Source organism: Kitasatospora sp. GP82, from assembly GCF_029892105.1.
Taxonomy (GTDB): Bacteria; Actinomycetota; Actinomycetes; order Streptomycetales; family Streptomycetaceae; genus Kitasatospora.
The window spans coordinates 1-17,639 of the sequence record NZ_JARZAJ010000003.1 but is presented as its reverse complement, the minus strand read 5'-3'; the positions used below and the strand labels follow the sequence as shown (position 1 = coordinate 17,639).

The window sequence follows — 17,639 nt, the reverse complement described above, 5'->3', positions numbered from 1 at the left end:
CCGATGACGCTCCGCTGTCGATCGTGGCCCGGCGGTGTGAGCCCAGTTACGGCGGCCTCGGTCTCTACTGCGGCCGATCGTAGGTGTCTTCCCCGTGCCGCTGACAGCAGCGAGCCCCTGGCAAGGGGGCTCCTACTGTCCTGCGTCGTACCGAGGACTGTTGGAACTGCCTTGATTGTCCACTAACAATGGGTGCATCGTCGAGCGCTGGTGGTCCCGGGACCGGACGGCGCTCGTTCCCGGACCGGGTGTCCGGGCGCCGGCCGACCGCAGGCGATCGCGCAGAGGCAGAGCCTGACGTTCGGAGGTACGCATGACAGCCCGCAGCTCGCGGTTGAAGCACCGCCGCACCCCCGGCAGGCGCGGTCGGCGGTACGCGCTGCGTTCCGCTGTGGTCGCACTGCCGGTCTGTGCCTCGGTCGCGATCGGTGCCGTCCTGCTGTGGGCCGTGAACGAAAGCGCCGCCCCCCTCGCCGGATCCGCCGCCGACAGCGCGCTGTCGGCGGCGGCCGACCGGACGATGGTTTTCCTGGACTACTTCGTCGGGGTCTTCACCCTGCTCGCGCTGACCGCCGCCGTGGTGTGCGGACTCGCCGCCACCGACCGGTTGGTGCTGACGCCCCGGTTGCGCGTAGCCGTCCAGTCGGTGCACCGGGCGACCGCCGTCGCCGCGCTGGGCTTCCTGAGCACCCATATCGCGGTCAAGGTCGTGGAACGCCATGCCGCCCCGTCGACCGCGGTACTCCCGTTCAGCGGCGGCGCCGCCTTCGCGGTGAGTCTGGGAACGGTCGCCGCGGACCTGCTCGTCCTGGTCGCGGCGACCGGCGCGCTTCGCGGCCGGTTCGCGGGCAGCCGTCGCCCGTGGCTGTGGCGGGTCCTGCACGCGTCGGCGTACGCATGCTGGCCGATCGCCCTGGCGCACGGCCTGTCGGCGGGTCGGCAGGCGCACGCCTGGGTGGTGTGGAGCTACGGCCTGTGCGCGGCCGTGGTGGCACTCGCACTCCTGGTCCGCGCCCTCGCCTTCGCCGGCCGCAGTAAGACCCGCACCCGGCACCGACGCGGCTTGAAGGCGTACCGACCCACTACCCCGCTCCCGGCCGCTCTCGCGGATCTGTCCGCACCCTCGGCGGGGTACTTCGGGCAGCCACCGTCCGGTCTGGCCCGGGCCCGGGGTCGGCACGGCAGGCCGGTGCGTGACTCGGCGGCCGTCCCCCGCCCGCTGCCCGTCCAGGGCGGGTCGCCGGGTTTCGCGTCCACGGCTACGGGCGTGCCTCGGCAGGGGGGTAGGCGGTGAGCACCGCGCTGGAGCTGCCGCAGGTACGGCCGCTGGGGCCCGCCCGGCTGACCGCCGGGCTGGACCGCCGCCGGCGGCTGGACCTCGGCGCGCACACACACGTCCACGGGCCGCTCCCCCACTTCGAGCGCGAGGGCCTGCTGGCCCTGGCCGACCGCATCGGTCTTCGGGGACGCGGCGGCGCCGGCTTCCCCTTCGCACGCAAGGCACGTGCCGCGCTGGCTGCCGCCGACCGCACCGACGCCCGGCTCGTCGTCGTGGTGAACGGCACCGAGGGCGAACCGCCCAGCGTCAAGGACAGGATGCTGCTCGCCCGCGCGCCGCACCTCGTCCTGGACGGTGCCTGCCTGGCCGCAGCCGCCTTCGGGGCCGAGGAGCTCGTGATAGGCGTCGCCGCGGGCGGCCCCGGGGAGATCTCGATCCCCGCCGCCCTCGCGGAGCGGCCCGACCTGCCCTGCCCGGCCCGCACCGTGTGCCTGCCCGAACGCTTCGTCGCCGGGGAGTCGGGAGCGCTGATCCGCGGGGTCAACGGACTGCCGGTCCTGCCGCCGCCGCTGAAGGCCCGTGCGGCCGACGGCGGAACAGGTGGCGTGCGCCGACGCCCGACGCTGCTGTCCAACGCCGAGACATGGGCGCAGCTCGCCGTCGCCGCCCGCCTCGGCCCGGACGCCTACATCGCCGTCGGCACCATCGCCGAGCCCGGGACGGTTCTGCTGACAGTCAACCGGCCGGCGGCCGATCCGCTGGTGGTCGAGGTGTCCGCCGGGACGCGCCTGGGACCGGTACTCGACTCCTGCGGTGTCACGGCGGGGGAGGGGGTACTGGTGGGCGGTTACCACGGCGCCTGGCTGCACCCCCGGGACGCCGTGGACGCACCGCTGTCCAGGGCCGGGCTCGACGGCCTGGGCGGAACGCTCGGTGCCGGGGCGATCGTCGCGCTCCCCGCCGACACCTGCCCGGTCGGCGAGATCGCCCGGGTCGCGGCCTGGCTGGCGGCGGAATCGGCCGGGCAGTGCGGACCGTGCAAGCGCGGACTGCCCGACGCCGCCGAGGCCCTCGCCGCCCTGGCGGCCGGCGCCGGAGCTGCCGAGTCCGACGCGCTGGAGGAGGTACGGCGCGCCGTCACCGCGGCTCAGGGCCGGGGCGCCTGCGCACACCCGGACGGTACGGCCCGCTTCGTACTGTCCGCGCTCGACGTGTTCGCACGGGACGTCGCCGCGCACGCGTCCGGACCCGGCTGCGGCCGCCCGGTGCGCGGGGCGCTGCCGCTCCCGCGTGCGGAGGGTGCCCGGCTGGAGGTGGACTGGTCCCGATGTGCGGGCCACGGCCTGTGCGCCGTGCTGGCACCCGACCTGATCCGACTCGGCCCGCACGGCTACCCCGCGCAGAACAGCATGCCCGTTGCCGCCTGGCAGGAGCACGAGGCCGGCCGCGCGGTGAACCAGTGCCCGGCACTCGCCCTGCAGATCCGGCAACGTGGGTGACACCTCTGGCAGGTGGCCGACCCGGCCGCTTCAGGAAGCGGCCGGCGGCGACGTCCTCGGATGCCTCGGTGGTTCAGTTGGTGCAGTGGTTGACGGCGATCGCGTTCGGAGCTCAGTGTTCGGACCAGCTGGACCAGTAACTCGCAGGGTTGACCAGATAGCGCACGGTCGGCACGGGCAGGTGTTCGACCCGGTGGCTTCGGCTGTAACGGAAGACCAACTCCCAGTCCTCGCGCGGGACCACCTGCGGGGGCCGCCGCAAGCGGCTGAAGTGCAGTGCCCCGGTGCGCCGGGCGACGACCGCGTTGGTGTCCAGGAACCCCTCCTCGGCCGCGTGCCGCCGATCGAAGGGAACCGACAGCACATCCATCTCACTGCCGTCGGGCCGCAGCCGCCGCAGCGCCGTGTAGACGGCATCCGGGCCGCCCGGGGCGCTCAACACCTCGATGGCGCGCTCCAGATGGTCGGGCTCCCACTCGTTGTCGTCGTCCAGGAAGGCGACGTACCGCGACGAGGTGAGCCGGATCCCGACATTGCGCACCACCCCGGCCACCGCCGCATTGCGCGCCAGACTCACCGCGAACAGCCGTGGATCGTCCGGGAGTTCGGGAAGCCCCGCGCCGTCGTCCACCACGATCACCACCTGGTCCCGTACGGTCTGCGCCAAGGCCGTCGCCACCGCCCGCCGCAGCCCCTCGGGGCGGCGGTAGGTCGGAACGACCGTGGCCACCAGGGCGGACGGACGCCGCCCGAGGACGGCGGCCAGCCTGCGGACCTCGGCGTCCTCCCGGCGGCGCAGCCCGACGGCCGTCCAGCCGAGTACCGCCTTGTTCCGGGCCTCCATCAGCCGCAGGAACCCGAAGGTGCCCCGCAACAGCCGCTTGCCGTGCCGGATCCCGTCCCGGATCAGTGCCGCCGCCACTACCGCTCGCCCTCCGCCGCCAGAACCCGTTCCTCGTGCACCTCCGGGACCGCAGGAGGCTCGCTGCGCAGCAGCCGCCGCATCGGCAGCACCACCGGCACGTACACCGCCAGCGCCAGCGCGCCCGCCGCGAACATCCCCCAGCGGGCCTCGCCGGACCACCGGTGGACCAGCAGGGAGACCGCAGCCATCAGCAGCCCGCCGAGGAACGGCCGGGCACAGGCCCGCAGGACCACCCCGCCGCCCACCCCGGCCCGCCGCAGCGCCCACCCGAAGGCGGGTGCCACCAGGACCGCCGCCACCACCAGATGCCCGACCCCGACGCCGGTGATGCCCCAGCGGCCGGCCCCGAACAGCAGCGCCGGGATCAGGGCGGCCAGCCACAGCCCCTGCACTCCGATCAGCGAACTGCGCCGCCCCGCCGCCGCCAGACAGTCGTAGGCCAACTCGTAGGCGATCCGCAGCAGTCCGAGCAGCGCCAGGAACCGCAGCGCGCCGGCCGCCGGGGCCCAGCGCTCGCCGTAGATGGTGGCCACGGCCGGTTCGGCGAGGGTCGCGAGCAGGACGCACGGCGGTACGGCCGCCGCCATCAGCAGGCCGAGCCCCCGCCCGAAGGCGTCCGCCAGCGCCTGGCGGGAGTCGGCCACTCTTGAGAACCCCGCAAAGGAGATCCGGCGGGCGGCCTCCGAGATGCTGCGCACCGGCCAGCTGGAGACGTTGAAGGCGAGTTGGTAGAAGCCGAGGGCGACGGGGCCGAGCAGTGCGCCCGTCACCACCGAGTCCACGTTGAGCATGGCGAGCACCAGCAGGCTGGCCCCGGCGAGCGGCAGGCCGAAGGAGATCAGCGCGCGGGCCTCGGCGCTGTTCCAGCCCGGGCGCAGCACGCCGGGTACGGCGATCGCGCACCCGGCCAGTGCGCAGAGGTTGCCCGCGAGCGCGCCCCAGGCGAAGCTCATCGCCCCTGCGCCGGTGTAGGCGAAGCCGAGCGTGGTGGCGGTGGTGACCACGAAGTTGAGCAGGTCGAGGGCCATCCGGGCGCCCTGGCGGAACTCCCGGGCGATCACCTGGTTGGGTACGCAGGCGACGCCGTCGATGACCACCGAGAAGCACAGGACCCGCAGCATGGTCGTCGCGTCGGGGGAGCCGAGCGCACGCGCGGTGGCGGGGGCGGCGACGTACAGCAGCGCGTAGAGCGTGCTGCTGGAGAGCACCGAGAGCGTGACGACGGTCGGCGCGAACTCCTTGACGTCGCGGTCCCAGCGGATGATCGCCAGACTGACGCCCATCTCGTTGGCCGACAGCAGCACGCCGAGTGCGACCATGCCGACGGCGTACAGACCCCACTCGCGCGGACCGAGCAGAGTACGGGCCAGCACCACACCGGCGGCGAAGTTGCCGATCCGGATGACCACGGTGTTCAGCAGGCTGAGCCGCGCACCCGCCCTGACCTTGGCACCGAGAGTCACCGGGCTGCTCCGACAGAGGTGTTGACCGGGTGGCGGAGGCTGCCGAGCAGGTTGCCGCCCGCCCCGAGCAGCAGGAAGAACATACCGGCGAACATGGGGAATCCCAGCGAGTCGAAGGTGGCGCTGCTGACGAGTGCGACGGCCGCGGCCGCGACGAAGCACTGGGCGAGCTCGCGAGTGGGCTGGTCCTGGGCCAGGCGTCGGGCGGCGCCGCCGCAGTGCAGTCCGGTGAGGAAGAGCAGCAGCAGGGCACAGATCCCGAAGACGCCCATCTCGGCGGCGGTCAGCAGGTACATGTTGTCGGTGAAGAAGTAGAGCTCGGGGATGAAGGTGCCCATGCCGTGGCCGATCCACGGCGAGTCCTTCATATAGTCGAAGATCTTGGCGTAGTCGCCGGTACGGGCCTGGGTGCTGTCGTCGGTGTTGCCGAAGAAGGAACTGAACAGGCCGGTCAGGGTGCTCAACAGCCCTGGTACCGCCGCTCCGAGAGCGAGTACGCCCACCGCGACCGTGCCCAGCACGTACCCGCGCCGCTGCGGCCGCCAGGCCGGGAGCATGGCCAGCAGGGCGACGCCGACGCCGATGATGCCCGTCCGGGAGACCGACAGCGGCAGCGCGCCGCCGATCAGCAGCACCGGCAGCCACCGGCGCAGCCGTCCCCGGTCGAAGCGGGCCGGGTCGAAGGCCTGCTGCACGGCGAACGGCAGCAGCATCGACAGCATTCCGCTGAACTCCAACGGCTGGGCGGTGGTGCCGCGCGGCCGGGTGAACCCGCCCCGGCTCATCGTCTCCAGCTCGGCGGCGCTCGACTTCAGGCCGGGGAAGTGCATCGAGGAGGCGATGTTGGTGTGGGTGAGGAAGTCGTACCAGCCGAGCAGCGCGACGATGCTCGCGCAAATCACCATCCGCCGCAGCAGTACCTCCAGCCTGGCCCGGCCCCTGATCCCGGCGGAGGAGACCACCACCAGCCCCGTCCACACCAGCAGCGCGATCAACCCCCGGTCGGCGCCCTGCATTTCCTTCGTCAGGGCGGGCCGCCCGGCGCAGGCGACATACGCCAGCAGTGCCGCCGCGGCGAACACCACCATGGCGATGCGCGGGGCGTGGGTGCCCCTGGCCGGGGTGATCCGTTCGGTCAGCCAGGCGGCGAGGTACCACAGCAGTGCGAGCAGGGCGAAGAAGTTCGCCGGGGTGCCGACCCCGCCCATACCCGGCAGGACCAGGTTGGACGGGATGAACATCGCCAGCAGGACGTAGCCGGTGAGTACCGTGACGGCGTCCATCCCGTACGCGCCGGTCTGCTTGGCCGCCGTCCCGGCGGTCGGCCGCGCGGCCGGTGCGGGGCGCGGTGGAGCCTCGGCCCCGGGTCCTGTCCGACGATCGGTCACGCGGGTCCTACCTTCCCGCGGCCAGGGACGGCTCGGCCTGCTGGCCGGGCGCCTCGTCGTCGGTGTCGGCGGCTGCGCTGCCGTGCTTGCGGGAGCGGGCCCGCCGCCGCTGGAGCACACCGGCCAGGTTCTCGGCGACGAACCCGGAGAGGAAGGCGACCGCCAGGCCCCCCAGCGCGATCAGCGCCACGGACTGGAGCTTGGTCTTCGTCTGCGCCTGCGGCGCCTGCGGCGGGACGATCACCGTCGAGGCGATCTGCGAACCGGCCGGCGCCTTCTGCTCGGCCTGGATCGCCTTCAACTGATCGGCGGCATAGGTGTTGAGCACCGCGATCGACTTCTCCACCTGGGCCGGGTTCGGTCCGGTCACGGTCAGTGTGAGGAAGGGCCCCATCGCGTTGTCCGCCAGCTTCACCCCGTACTCGCCGGTGAGCCCGCGGGCCTTGAGCTCCTTGGCGGACTCGTCCGAGCTCAGCCGACGCCCCAGGAAGTCGGCGGTGACGGTCAGTGCCTGACTGAAGGTCAGGAACGGATTGCCGTTGTTCGGTGCCTGGGCGGCGACGTCCGGCGAGTTCAGCAGTGAGATCGAGCACTGGGACTGGTAGGTCGTCGGCAGCACCGTGTTGGCCACCGCGGACAGCGCGATCGTGATCAGCACGATCGGCAGTGTGACGTACCAGCGTTTGCGGATCACTCGAAGGACCTCGCGCATGTCCAACATTTCTCCCCCTGAGGCCGTTCCTGCGCCCCAGTGTCGCAGTCGCCCCGGCCGTCGGCCGGGAGCCCTGTCAAGACACCCCCGGCTGAGCCTAGTTGGAATGGGGATTCGGCGGAGAACAATCACCGAACTCCCGCAATCCAGTTCGGAGCGGCCCGTTCGGGTGAGAGGATGCGCAGCGGAGTGGGGAGACGATGTCCTTTCGCGGTGTGGTACGTGCTCTGCTGCGGCGCTGGTATGTGCTGGTGCTGGCGGCGGTGGTGACCTTGGCCGGTGCGGTGGTCGTGGCGAAGCCTGAGGCGGTGTACCGGTCCGCTGCCGTGGTCCGGGTCAAGCCGCCCGAGACGCGGCAGGATCCGACCGGGATGACGGACTTCCGCCCGTCGCTGGCGGTCATCGGGGCGGCGGTGGTCACCGTCATGAAGAGCCCGTCGGGCACGGCCGAGCTCCGGCGGGCCGGGGTGGGCGGGGACTTCGACCTGGCCCCGCGCAACACGGGTACCACCAAGACCGAGGCGTACGTCGTCCCGACCGTGGAGATCAGTGTGAAGGGCGGCGATCCGAAGGAGGCCGACCGCGAAGTCGGCGTGATCGTCCAGCACTTCGGCACCGAGCTGCGCAAGTTGCAGGACGGCCTGAACGTCCCGAAGCAGCGGTACATCACCAGCGACCAGCTGGTCCCGCCCACCGCGCTGCCCGTGCTCGGCGTCAGGAGCCGGGGTCTGGTCGGGGTGGCCGCGCTCGGGGTGCTGGGTGGGGTGGCGGGTGCGCTCTGGACGGACGAGTACCTGCGCTCGCGTGCCAGCCGGCGGCGAGGGCGGGCCCGGGCCGTCCCCGCGTAACGTGGGCAGGTGGCCGGCCAACGGCCGCCCCTGGGAAGGCGGTTGCGGTCAGCGGAAGGATCCACCGGACAGCCGGACCCTGGCCATGCGGGAGCAGAAGACGGGGATGCCGATGACGTAGCGGCCGAACAGCCGCCTGGGTTCCACCGCCAGGCGGAACAGCCACTCCGTTCCGGTCCTGCGCATGACGAGCGGCGCCCTTGGCACCTTGCCGCCGAGGTGGTCGAGAACGGCGCCCCCGTTCACGATGAGCACCGGGTGCGAGAGGGCCTCGCGCAGCTTCACGCTGACGGCCTCCTGCTTCGGCATTCCCATGGCCAGGAGGATGAGGTCCGGCTTCGTCGCCGCGGCCAGCCGCACGTACGACTCCGGCGGGTCGAACCCCTCCTGGCTCGCGACGACCGTCAGCCCCCATGCCTCCAGCGTGCGCCGCGCGTTGTCCAACCACGGCGAGCGCGTGCCGAAGAGTGCCACCCGCTTCCCCCGGTAGGCCCGGCCGACCTTGGGGATGAAGTCCGTGCCGTTCATGTTCCGCCCGTACGGCCGGCCGAAGACCCTCATCCCCAGCTTCATGCCGAGGCCGTCGCGCAGCAGCAGGTCCGAGCCGAACAGTCCGTCCGTCATGTCCGGCTGGTGCCACCCCAGGTTCACCGCATGCGCGTTGACGAAGGAGAGGACGAAGGGCCGCCCGGGCCGGACGAGTTCGTCGAGCAACGTCCGCTCGGCCGCCTCGTCGTCGACGATGCGGATACGGTCCATCAGGGCCCCGAGGTCACGCGCCCCCTCGGCCGTCGTGCTTTCCCGGCTCTTCATGCCTGTCTCCCTGAGGAATCGGTCGCCGCCTGTGGGTCAGTGCCCGTTGAGGGTGTAGACGTGCGGCTGGTACGCGTCGAAGTGGTCGGTGAAGGTGCCGTTGGCGGCGGTGAGGGTCCGGCCGTCGTCGGTGCGGATCTTCCCTGTCCAGTGGTCGGGCAGGGTGAAGGTGGCCGTGGCGGGCCCGCCCTCGGGCAGTTCGGGGGAGTCGGTGGCCACGGCGAGGACGGCGGTGCGGCCGGCGGCCGTTCGCAGGGTCGCGGTCACCGGTGCACCCTGGCCGGCGACTCCGACCAGGAGCGGCGGTGCGTTCCAGTACGCGGCGTACGCCTGCGCATCCGCGTTCACCTTCCTGATGGCAGCCGCCGAGGTGGAGTCCCGCAGGCAGGCGTCCACCTGCGACTGCGCGACGAACGAGTGGCAGAACCAGTTCAGTCCCGTCGCCCCGTTGACCAGCGCGGCCCAGGCCGCTGCCCGTACCTGCGCGGGTGAGGCGGCCTTCGCCCCCGAAGGGGAGAGCGAGGCGCCCTGCATCTGCACCGGTGTCTCCAGGAAGGCCCACACCGGTTTGCCCGGTGCCAGCTGCCGCGCACGCGCCGCCGTGGCCGCGTACGTCCGGACGCCCTTGGTGCGAGCCGGAGACGAGGGGTCGGTGATGCCGTAGAAGTCGACCGAGACGATGTCGGCGGCGCGGGTGTACGCGCCGAAGTCCGTCGGGCAGCCCGGGCTTCGGGCACCGCCTGCGACCCCGCTGCCGAAGTTGACCAGCACCGGGCGGGAGGCGTCCTGCTGTCGCAGGCTCTTGGCGAAGCCGTCCAGCTTCTCCGGTGGCATGCAACCGGCGCCTGTCGCAGTCCCGTTGGGGACGTTCATATCGGGCTCGTCCGCGAGCTGGTACCCCGCCAGGCTGTCCGCGCCGAGCTTCGCCGCCTGCGCGGCCAGCGGCAGATCGGCGGTGGTGCACGGCCAGGCGGCGGCACCGCTCGGGCCGCCCGGCGTCGGGTCGCACGCCTTGCCCCCGGCGATCACGGCAAGACCGGCAGCGGCCGCCGCCCGTACCTGCCCGTGCTCCTCCTTGGGCCAGTCCCACAGCCCCACCAGGGTGTTGACGCCGAGCGCGGCGAAGGCGTGCGCCTCGTCGGAGCCGTCGAAGGGAGTCGTCGGGTCCTGCATCCACACACCGATCGGAAGCTTCGACGAGTCCTTCCACCGTGCCGTGGCAGGCCACTTGGACCAGTAGGCGGTCGTGAAGGCGTCCGGGACGTACGAGCCGGCGTCGGTGGGCGCGAAGGCCACGTCCACGTAGTAGTCGGTGTTCTCGTGCGACTGGGCGGGGAAGGCCGGCGTGCTGCCCCCGGCAAAGCCGCCGCCCACCGCTGTCAACGGGCCCGAGCCGGTGACGACCGGGCCGCCGTCGAAGGCGTTCGGCGCGGCCGCGTAGTGCCCGGAGGGCGCCAGATACCCGGCGGTGTACGTGGCACCCGGCGCGATCCGGACCGGCTTGGCGAACTCGACCTGCTGCCAGCCGACTTCGGTCTCCTTTTCGAAGGTTGCCTGCGCCAGCTGTCTGCCCTGGGAGTCCCAGAGCGCGCCGATGTGCGTCCCCGTGTTGCCGGGCCCCTTGTAGAAGCGGACGCCGGTCACCAGGCCGGGGAGCGTCGAGGTGAGGCGAACGCCCAGCGTGGTGGCGGCCGGGTCCGAGAACGAGGTCGTGGCGGGCTCGGCCGCGCCGAACATCGTGGTCGTCGGCCCGACCGGATCGCCGGGCGACGGCACAACCGGCTTCGGACTGCTGCCGGTACAGGCCGGGAGCGTCGCCAGGGCGAGGCCCAGCAGTGCTGCCAGAAGGGTCCTGGTGCGGGTGTGCACGCTGATCTCCTTACTCACCTGCTCGTGGGGCAGTTACTCGCCCGCTCGCCTCCCGGCGGTCAGCCCGCCGCCGGTCCCTCGATCAGCTCGCGGAGCTCGGCCGCGCGCGTCCCCCAGGAATCCGTCTCGACCGAGGCCCGGCGGCGCTGCGCCTCCTCCTCGCCCTCGGTCCCGGCAGCCGTGAGGGCCGCGCCGACGGCGTCACTGAACTCCCCAGCCGTCGCCGCAATGACCAACTGGTCCGCATAGCGGCGTACTTCGGGGAAGTCGGTGCTCACTACCCGCAGGCCCAGGGCCAGGTACTCCTTGAGCTTGATCGGGTTGCAGTGCCGCACCCAGTCGTTGTCCAGCCACGGCATCAGTGCGACGTCGAACCCCCTGCCGTAGGCGGGGATTTCGGCGTACGGGCGGAAACCGAGGTGGTGGACGTTGGGCAGCGCGGTCAGCGCACCGAGGTCGTGCGTCGTGTCGCCGATCAGGACCAGCTGGGCGTCCGGGTGCTCCTTGGCGACGCGGGCCAGCAGCTCGAAGTCCACGATGAAGTCGTCCAGCGCGCCGAAGAACCCGATCCGCGGCCCGGGGATCGCTGCCAGATCGGCGGGCTCCGCCGCGCCGTCCGTACCGGTCGTCGTCGTGAAGTGGTCGAGGTCCACACCGTGGTCCAGGAACACCGCCCGGTCGCGGGTGAGTTCGCGCTCGGCGGCCATCAACTCGCTGCTGACGTAGAGCACATGGTCGGCGGTGGCCATCAGGCGCCGCTCCAGCACCTCGATGAACCCGGTGTCGGCCTCGGGGAAGGCGGAGTGCCGGTCCGAGCGGTTGTAGACGAGGGTGCGGTGCGGCAGGTGCTCCACCACATCGGCTGCGGTCGGCATCGTCACCACGCACACATCCGTGGACATCCGCAGACTGCGCGCCGCCAACCTGACCTGTAACGCGATCAGCCGGGCGTTGAACGCCCGGGCCGGCCGGCTTCCGTAGAACGGGAGCAGCACCGGAGTCATCACCGCGAAGTTCGCCAGCCCAGGCACCGGGCGCTGCACCTTGCGCGCCATGCTCTTCGCCTTGCGCAGGATCCTCCGCAGCGGCTGCGAGCTCCGTCCCGGCATGGGCATCCGCATCGCGATGCTGTTCACGAAGAGGACCGGCCGCTGCTCGGCGAGCTTGAGCATCAACTGTACATCGGAGTGCGCCCGGTTGTGATACCACCAGTCCTGCCCCGCAAAGCACACATAACCGGCACGCCCAGCAGACCCCACGTCCCCAACCCCCACAATCGGACTCCCGGCTTTCGACCCCCGCGTCAGGCTACCGGCCACCCCAGCGCCCCGTGGGCACTTCCCGATGAACTGCCCCGGCAGGCGGGCCCGGACGCCCTGGCGCAGGCATCCCGTCCCCTCAGCGCGTGACCTGCACGGTGACGGTGAAGCTCCGGCTGTCGGGCGGGCAGGCCAGCGCCTCGCCGCAGCTGGTCCGTTGCGCGGTCAGCACCGCCGACCCGGCCTCTGCGGCCACGAAGTCGCTGGTGACCGCCCCGCACCCGCTGCCCGGACGGCAGGAGGGCACCGCCTGCGTCGATGCCGCGCCGCTCGGCCGGAGCACGGTGGGCGCGGAGCTGGTGACCGCGGACCAGTACGTGCTGTGCAGGTCGATCCGGACGCCCGTCCCGACGGCGACGCGGACGGTGGTGCGGTCCGCCGTCTCGTCCAGCACCACGGGGGTGGGTGCCAGGGTCATCGGTGGGGCGACGGACGGTGTGCCCGAGGCGCAGCCCGCCAGCGCGAGCAGTGCCACCGAGACGAGGAACGTTCTCTTCACGCTCATGATTCTTGCCACCTTCGCAGCCGGGGGCCCGCAACGCGGCCGACAGCGATTGGACGCGGGCGGGGTCCGGACGGATCCCTCGATGCCCGTGTCTCGCGAAAGACACTGCCGGGGCGGGCACTTGGCCCACCCCGGCGTGTTCGGAGGTGCTGCGTCAGGAGACGGTCACGTCGTCGTAGTAGGTGTAGGTCGGGTCACCCGGGTAGTTGTCGTCCACGTTGGTCAGGGTGAGGGTGTAGCTGTGGCCGGCGGTGAGAGCGCTGGAGGCGGACTTCCAGCCGGCGCCGTTGGTGCAGGTCTTGGCGAGCACGGTCTTGCTGGTGCCGGCGGTGTTGTCCTTCAGGGTGGCCGTCGCCCAGTCGTAGGTCACGGTGTCGGGGCAGGTGACGTCGTACCAGAAGGAGAGGGTCTTGCTGCCGGTCGGTGCGCTGAAGGTCTGGCTGACCGAGGAAGTGGTGCTGGGGTTGGCCGAGCCGACCATCGCTCCCCAGCCGCCGCTGTGCGCCGCGGAGTTGGCGGCCGAGGTGGAGCCCGCCGAGGTCCAGCCGCTCAGGCTGCCGGTCTCGAAGCCGCCGTTGGTGACGCCGCCACCACCGCCGGAGGTGGAGACCGTCCAGGAGAAGGAGGCGGAGCCGGAGGCACCGGTGGTGTCGGTGGCCTTCACGGTCACCGTGGAGGTGCCGGCGGTGGTCGGGGTGCCGGAGATCAGGCCGCTGGAGGAGATCGACAGACCGGCGGGCAGACCGGTGGCCGAGTAGGTCAGGGTCTGGCCGGAGGCCGAGTCGCTCGCCTGGACCTGGAGCGAGACCGAACTGCCGACGGTGCCGCTCTGGTTGCCGGGGCTGGTCACCGTGACGGTGTTGCCGGTCGACCCGCCGCCGACTATCGGGTGCGACATCATGCAGCCGCCGGCGCCGCTGTTGAAGTCATTGGCCCAGGTGGACTGCATCGCGAAGTTGCCGGTGGCGAAGCTGACGTCGGCCGACGCTCCCTGGCCACTGCTGACCCAGGCGCACTTGTCGCCGTTCTCCGCGCCGCTGCTGTCGGTCCAGCCGCCCGCCGGGTTCTGGTCGGTGACGGTCTCCGCGTACTCGTGGCCCTCGACGATGGTCACACCGTCCAGCGTGCCCGCGGAACCGGAGTTGACGAAGCCCTGGCCGCAGCCGGAACCGGCGTCCGTGACGTACGGCATGTTGGTGAAGGCGAGCTGACCGTACGGCGAGCTGACCGCACCGCCGCTCAGCGTGCTGTCGCCGGTGTAGTCGTGCCAGGCGCAGAAGCCGCCGCTCGGGGTGTTGAAGCCGTCGGGCTGCGTACCGGTGGGCGACACGATGACGTACTGGTTGTTGCGGTTGGCCGCGGCCGTGGTGTTGCCGAAGTGGCCCGAGGCCTTGACCGCCTCGGCACCGAGCTGGTTGCCGTTCGCGGCGGACGGCGATGCGGCCGAGGTGTCCACCCAGACGCCGGCCAGCGCGCCGCCGGTCGGGTAGCCGACGTGGGCGGCACTGCTGGGACAGGACTGCGAGCCGCTGGCGATGCCCTCGCAGTACTGGGTCATGACGCCGGACCAGGTCTCGCCGCCCGCCCCGATGCCCTTGAACAGCTGCTGGAGGCGCGGCGCCTCGCCGTTCGGGTCACCGCTCAGCGTGGTGTTGCCGTTGGAGTCGGTGCCGGAGGAGCCCCACTGGGAGCCCCAGAACACCAGGTAGACGTGCGGGGCGCCGGTGGTGACACCGATGCTGGGGCTGCCGGCGCCGCCGCCGAAGTTCAGGTTGTTGCTCGAGGTGGCATTGCCGCTCGTGTGCTGGGCACCTCGCATCGGCACGGCGCCGTGCCGGTACGGGTGGGCCTGGGTGGGGGACGTCGACGAGGCATGGGCGGGAGCCGCGACGACGGCGAAGCCGGTGGCGAGCGCCAGCGAGGCGAGACCGGTCAATGCCTTGGATCTCGCCGGGCGGGTGGGGGAAATACCCATGGGTGAGGGTTGCCTCTCTCATGCCGATCGCCCGTGCCTGGTAGGCGTCGGGAGATCATCTGCGCGGACAGGACAGCCGACGGAAATGTGCAGATTGGCTCCAAGGAACGCCAACTTCCTTGACAGGTACCTGCCCTGACATCCCCTCATCACACCGGGGAAGTCCACCGTCTGCCGCGCTGAAGCCTGACAGTGGGCGTAATCAACGGTCAACGGAGTGCGCGGTAAAGGAATTCAAGCGGAAATGTACTGTGAAGGAAAAACTCCCAGGCCATCGCCGGTAGGCGTGGTGAAGAATTCCCGGAAAAACAGTGAAAACAATTCAATTCACTGTATTGATTGATGATCGTGGAATAGCGTCGAAAGATCGCCCAGGAGCCCGCCGGGTGTCGCGCGCCTACGGCGGGCCAAACCGTCCCGCGCCGCTCCCGGGACCTGCCACCCGGCGGATGGCGACCATGGCGGCGTCGTCGCCGAGCCTGCCGTCGACGTGGGTCAGCAGGTCTTCCCGGACGTGCCGCAGCAGGGCCTCGGGATCGTCCTTCGACCACGCCGACACTCGCTCGGCGAGCGGGTAGAAGGTGCCCGCGCCGTCGCGCGCCTCGATGACGCCGTCCGTGTAGAGCAGCAGCATGTCACCCACCTCGAACCCGAACGTCGCCGTCTCGTACTGGGCGAAGCCGAGGCGGTTGCCCAGTCCGAGCGGCAGTGCGGACGGGGCTTCCAGTGCGGTCGCGGAGCCACCGCGCAGCAGCAGGGCCGGGGGATGACCGCAGCTGATCAGGTGGACCAGCGGCTCGGCGTCGGGGAAGTCCAGCACGGCGGCGGTCACGAACGACTCGTCGTGGTCGGGTCCGTCGTGATCCCCGGATCCACTGCGAGCGGGGTCGGCCTGCGTCCACTGGACGGCGTCCCAGTGGACGGCGCCGTCCAGATGGATTCCCAGGTTGGTCAGGGTGGCCTGCCGGTGGGCGGCGGCGCGGAAGGCACCGAGGACCAGTGCGGCAAGGTTGATCGCGGCCAGGCCCTTGCCGCGGACGTCCCCGATGATCAGCCGGGAACCGCCCGACCTGCGGGCGGCCGCGTACAGATCACCGCCCATCTTCGCCTCCGCCTCGGCGGGGAGGTACAGGTGGGCGATCTCCAGCGGGCCACTGCGGCTGGGCAGCGGCTGCAACAGCACCCGCTGCGCGGTCTCGGCCACGGACCGGACCCGTGTCAGCTCACGCTCGTGCCTGTCCCGCGCCACGGAGAAGAGCACCACCAGGGCCGAGACGACCACCAGCGAAGCGATCTGTACCTCAAGGTTCTCGGTGCCGAGCACGTTCCGCTCCAGACCGATGATCACCTGCCCGACCACCGCGAGGGTCCCGACCAACGCCGTCACCCGGGCGCGGGCGAACGTCGCGGTGATCGCCGGGGCTGCCACCAGCAAGGGGCCCAGATGGATATCGGGCGGGGACAGGATGTCGATGGTGCAAACTGCGGCGATCAACCCGAGCGGGACCAGCAGCAGTGCATGGCGACCCCACCCCGACCGGCCGAGAGCCGCCGACGGCCGAAAGGACATGCGCCATGGTTGCACTTCGGCGCGCCTGTGACGCACTTGGACACGGCACCGACGGCCAGGGCTCGGCGTGTCCGGCCCGTTACGATGCAGGAAGGCGCCCGATCGCCCCGACATCGAGAAGCTCCGACGTCGGGTCGCTTCGTCGGGTCGCTTCGTCGGGACGCTTCGACGTCGGGCCGCTGGAGCAGCGCCCGACCGAGCCTTCGTCAGGGAGGCGTACCGCATGGCCTTCGAACAGATCCCCGGTATCGACCCCACGGCGAAGCCGAGTGGGGACGGATGCGTGGAGTGCCTGGCCGGTGACGGCCCGGGGTGGTGGCTGCACCTGCGGCGCTGCGCCGCGATCATTCGGGCGCTCCCGAGGCGCGACTGATGGGTCACACCGTATTCACTGCGCGGACTCTACCCGCATAGAAGTACCTCTGCTCTTATGGGAATTGAATGCTTATCAGCCTTCAGACCCCTCCCCACAGGAGTTCCCCCATGCGCAGAGTCCAGAGACTGTCCGCCGCCTCCCTCGCCGTCGTCACCGCGGCGGCCACCCTGATGATCGGCGCGGCAGCCGCCGACGCGCGGACCCGGCTCACCCCCACGTGCAGCCAGGCCCAACTGCCGCTCCCGGACTCGCACTGCCAGCCCGGAGCCCTCAACGCCGCCGTCACCCAGGCCACCATCGGCTCGACCATCTGCGTCCCCGGGTACACCGCCACGGTTCGCCCGCCGACCTCCTACACCAACGCGCTGAAGATCAAGCAGATCGCCCAGTACGGCTACAGCGACATCAACACCGCCGACTACGAGGAGGACCACCTCATAGCGCTGGAGCTGGGCGGAAACCCCACCAGCCCGCAGAACCTGTGGCCCGAGCCGCGGTACGCGGTGGGCGGAGGAACGGCGGCCGGCAAGGACGGCGTGGAGAACAAGCTTCACTCCGCAGTCTGCTCGCACCGGGTCGGCCTGGCGGCCGCCCAGCACGCCATCGCGACCAACTGGACGACCGCCCTGTCGGTCCTCGGCCTGTAGCGACGCCGTGAGCTGACGCGCACGACGGAGCAGCCGCTGCTTCGATCCTCAAGGCAACCCGGCAATCCCGGCAGTCCCGACCCTCCGGCCGGAAAGATCCGTAACGGCGCCACCGGCCCATGAGGGTTACGCCATCTGCCGGCCCGCCTCCGCCGGCCTCCCGGCCGGGGCGGGCCGGCGAGTCGGCACAGCAGCCCCATCCACCCAGCGACACGCCGGGGCCTCCGGCCGGATACCGCAGCGCCAGGTTCTCCGCGTGAGCGACCTCAAGGACTTTCCCGCAGTGCCGCCACCTCTTCGCGGTAGGTCTTCTTCAACCGGGTGAACTCCCACAAGCCGATTTTCCCGCCCTCGGAGATCTTGGTGGCTAATTTCAACTTTCATGCTGCGAGGCTGAGTTGGAGTCTGGCGAGGTGACTTTGGTTGGCGCGATCGAGTGGTCGGCCGTTCC

15 protein-coding genes are annotated in these 17,639 nt (G+C 71.4%); 5 read left to right on the top strand and 10 right to left on the bottom strand.

The window, feature by feature from the left end; genetic code table 11:
• Positions 1–313: 313 nt before the first annotated feature.
• Positions 314–1,294, top strand: a complete 981-nt coding sequence (locus P3T39_RS03360) for a hypothetical protein (RefSeq protein WP_280695767.1) — start codon at positions 314–316, stop codon at positions 1,292–1,294.
• Positions 1,291–2,778, top strand: a complete 1,488-nt coding sequence (locus tag P3T39_RS03355) for an NADH-quinone oxidoreductase subunit NuoF family protein (protein ID WP_280695766.1) — start codon at positions 1,291–1,293, stop codon at positions 2,776–2,778. Before P3T39_RS03360 ends, P3T39_RS03355 begins: the two co-directional genes overlap by 4 nt.
• A gap of 112 nt (positions 2,779–2,890) precedes the next feature.
• Here the strand turns inward: P3T39_RS03355 and P3T39_RS03350 are convergent, their stop codons facing one another.
• The 4 genes from P3T39_RS03350 to P3T39_RS03335 are packed head-to-tail and all read right to left on the bottom strand — an operon-like array spanning position 2,891 to position 7,266.
• Entirely contained in the window at positions 2,891–3,700 is an 810-nt protein-coding gene (locus P3T39_RS03350) for a glycosyltransferase family A protein (protein ID WP_280695765.1), read from the bottom strand.
• Positions 3,700–5,166, bottom strand: a complete 1,467-nt coding sequence (locus P3T39_RS03345; protein ID WP_280695764.1) for an oligosaccharide flippase family protein — start codon at positions 5,164–5,166, stop codon at positions 3,700–3,702. The genes P3T39_RS03350 and P3T39_RS03345 overlap by 1 nt, the downstream gene beginning before the upstream one ends.
• The gene (locus tag P3T39_RS03340) at positions 5,163–6,554 is read right to left on the bottom strand and encodes an O-antigen ligase family protein (RefSeq protein WP_280695763.1); all 1,392 of its coding nucleotides are present in this window, start codon (positions 6,552–6,554) and stop codon (positions 5,163–5,165) included. The genes P3T39_RS03345 and P3T39_RS03340 overlap by 4 nt, the downstream gene beginning before the upstream one ends.
• A 7-nt stretch (positions 6,555–6,561) precedes the next feature.
• On the bottom strand, positions 6,562–7,266 hold the full coding sequence (locus P3T39_RS03335) for a chain length determinant protein (protein WP_280695762.1): 705 nt from the start codon (positions 7,264–7,266) through the stop codon (positions 6,562–6,564).
• Between the two features lie 200 nt (positions 7,267–7,466).
• Between P3T39_RS03335 and P3T39_RS03330 the strand changes: the two genes are divergently transcribed.
• Entirely contained in the window at positions 7,467–8,114 is a 648-nt protein-coding gene (locus P3T39_RS03330) for a hypothetical protein (RefSeq protein ID WP_280695761.1), read from the top strand.
• A gap of 48 nt (positions 8,115–8,162) precedes the next feature.
• Here P3T39_RS03330 and P3T39_RS03325 read toward each other — a convergent pair whose 3' ends face one another.
• The 6 genes from P3T39_RS03325 to P3T39_RS03300 all read right to left on the bottom strand — a co-directional run bounded on the left by P3T39_RS03325 (position 8,163) and on the right by P3T39_RS03300 (position 16,165).
• Positions 8,163–8,927 carry a WecB/TagA/CpsF family glycosyltransferase gene (locus P3T39_RS03325; RefSeq protein WP_280695760.1) on the bottom strand — a complete coding sequence of 255 codons (765 nt, stop codon included), beginning with the start codon at positions 8,925–8,927 and terminating at the stop codon, positions 8,163–8,165.
• 36 nt (positions 8,928–8,963) lie between these two features.
• On the bottom strand, positions 8,964–10,796 hold the full coding sequence (locus tag P3T39_RS03320; protein ID WP_280695759.1) for a DUF4082 domain-containing protein: 1,833 nt from the start codon (positions 10,794–10,796) through the stop codon (positions 8,964–8,966).
• 59 nt (positions 10,797–10,855) lie between these two features.
• On the bottom strand, positions 10,856–11,968 hold the full coding sequence (locus tag P3T39_RS03315; protein WP_280695758.1) for a glycosyltransferase: 1,113 nt from the start codon (positions 11,966–11,968) through the stop codon (positions 10,856–10,858).
• A 226-nt stretch (positions 11,969–12,194) separates the two neighbouring features.
• Positions 12,195–12,620: a hypothetical protein gene (locus P3T39_RS03310; protein WP_280695757.1), complete on the bottom strand. Its 426-nt coding sequence runs from the start codon at positions 12,618–12,620 to the stop codon at positions 12,195–12,197.
• Between the two features lie 154 nt (positions 12,621–12,774).
• A complete protein-coding gene (locus P3T39_RS03305) occupies positions 12,775–14,595 on the bottom strand; it encodes a putative Ig domain-containing protein (RefSeq protein ID WP_280695756.1) in 1,821 nt (606 codons plus the stop codon).
• A gap of 397 nt (positions 14,596–14,992) precedes the next feature.
• The gene (locus P3T39_RS03300; RefSeq protein ID WP_280695754.1) at positions 14,993–16,165 is read right to left on the bottom strand and encodes a PP2C family protein-serine/threonine phosphatase; all 1,173 of its coding nucleotides are present in this window, start codon (positions 16,163–16,165) and stop codon (positions 14,993–14,995) included.
• Between the two features lie 223 nt (positions 16,166–16,388).
• On the opposite strand from P3T39_RS03300, the gene P3T39_RS03295 reads away from it, so the two are divergent.
• Complete coding sequence (locus tag P3T39_RS03295; RefSeq protein WP_280696097.1) at positions 16,389–16,538, top strand: hypothetical protein; 150 nt, start codon at positions 16,389–16,391, stop codon at positions 16,536–16,538.
• Positions 16,539–16,648: 110 nt separating this feature from the next.
• Entirely contained in the window at positions 16,649–17,188 is a 540-nt protein-coding gene (locus P3T39_RS03290; protein WP_280695753.1) for a hypothetical protein, read from the top strand.
• The last annotated feature ends 451 nt before the right edge of the window (positions 17,189–17,639 follow it).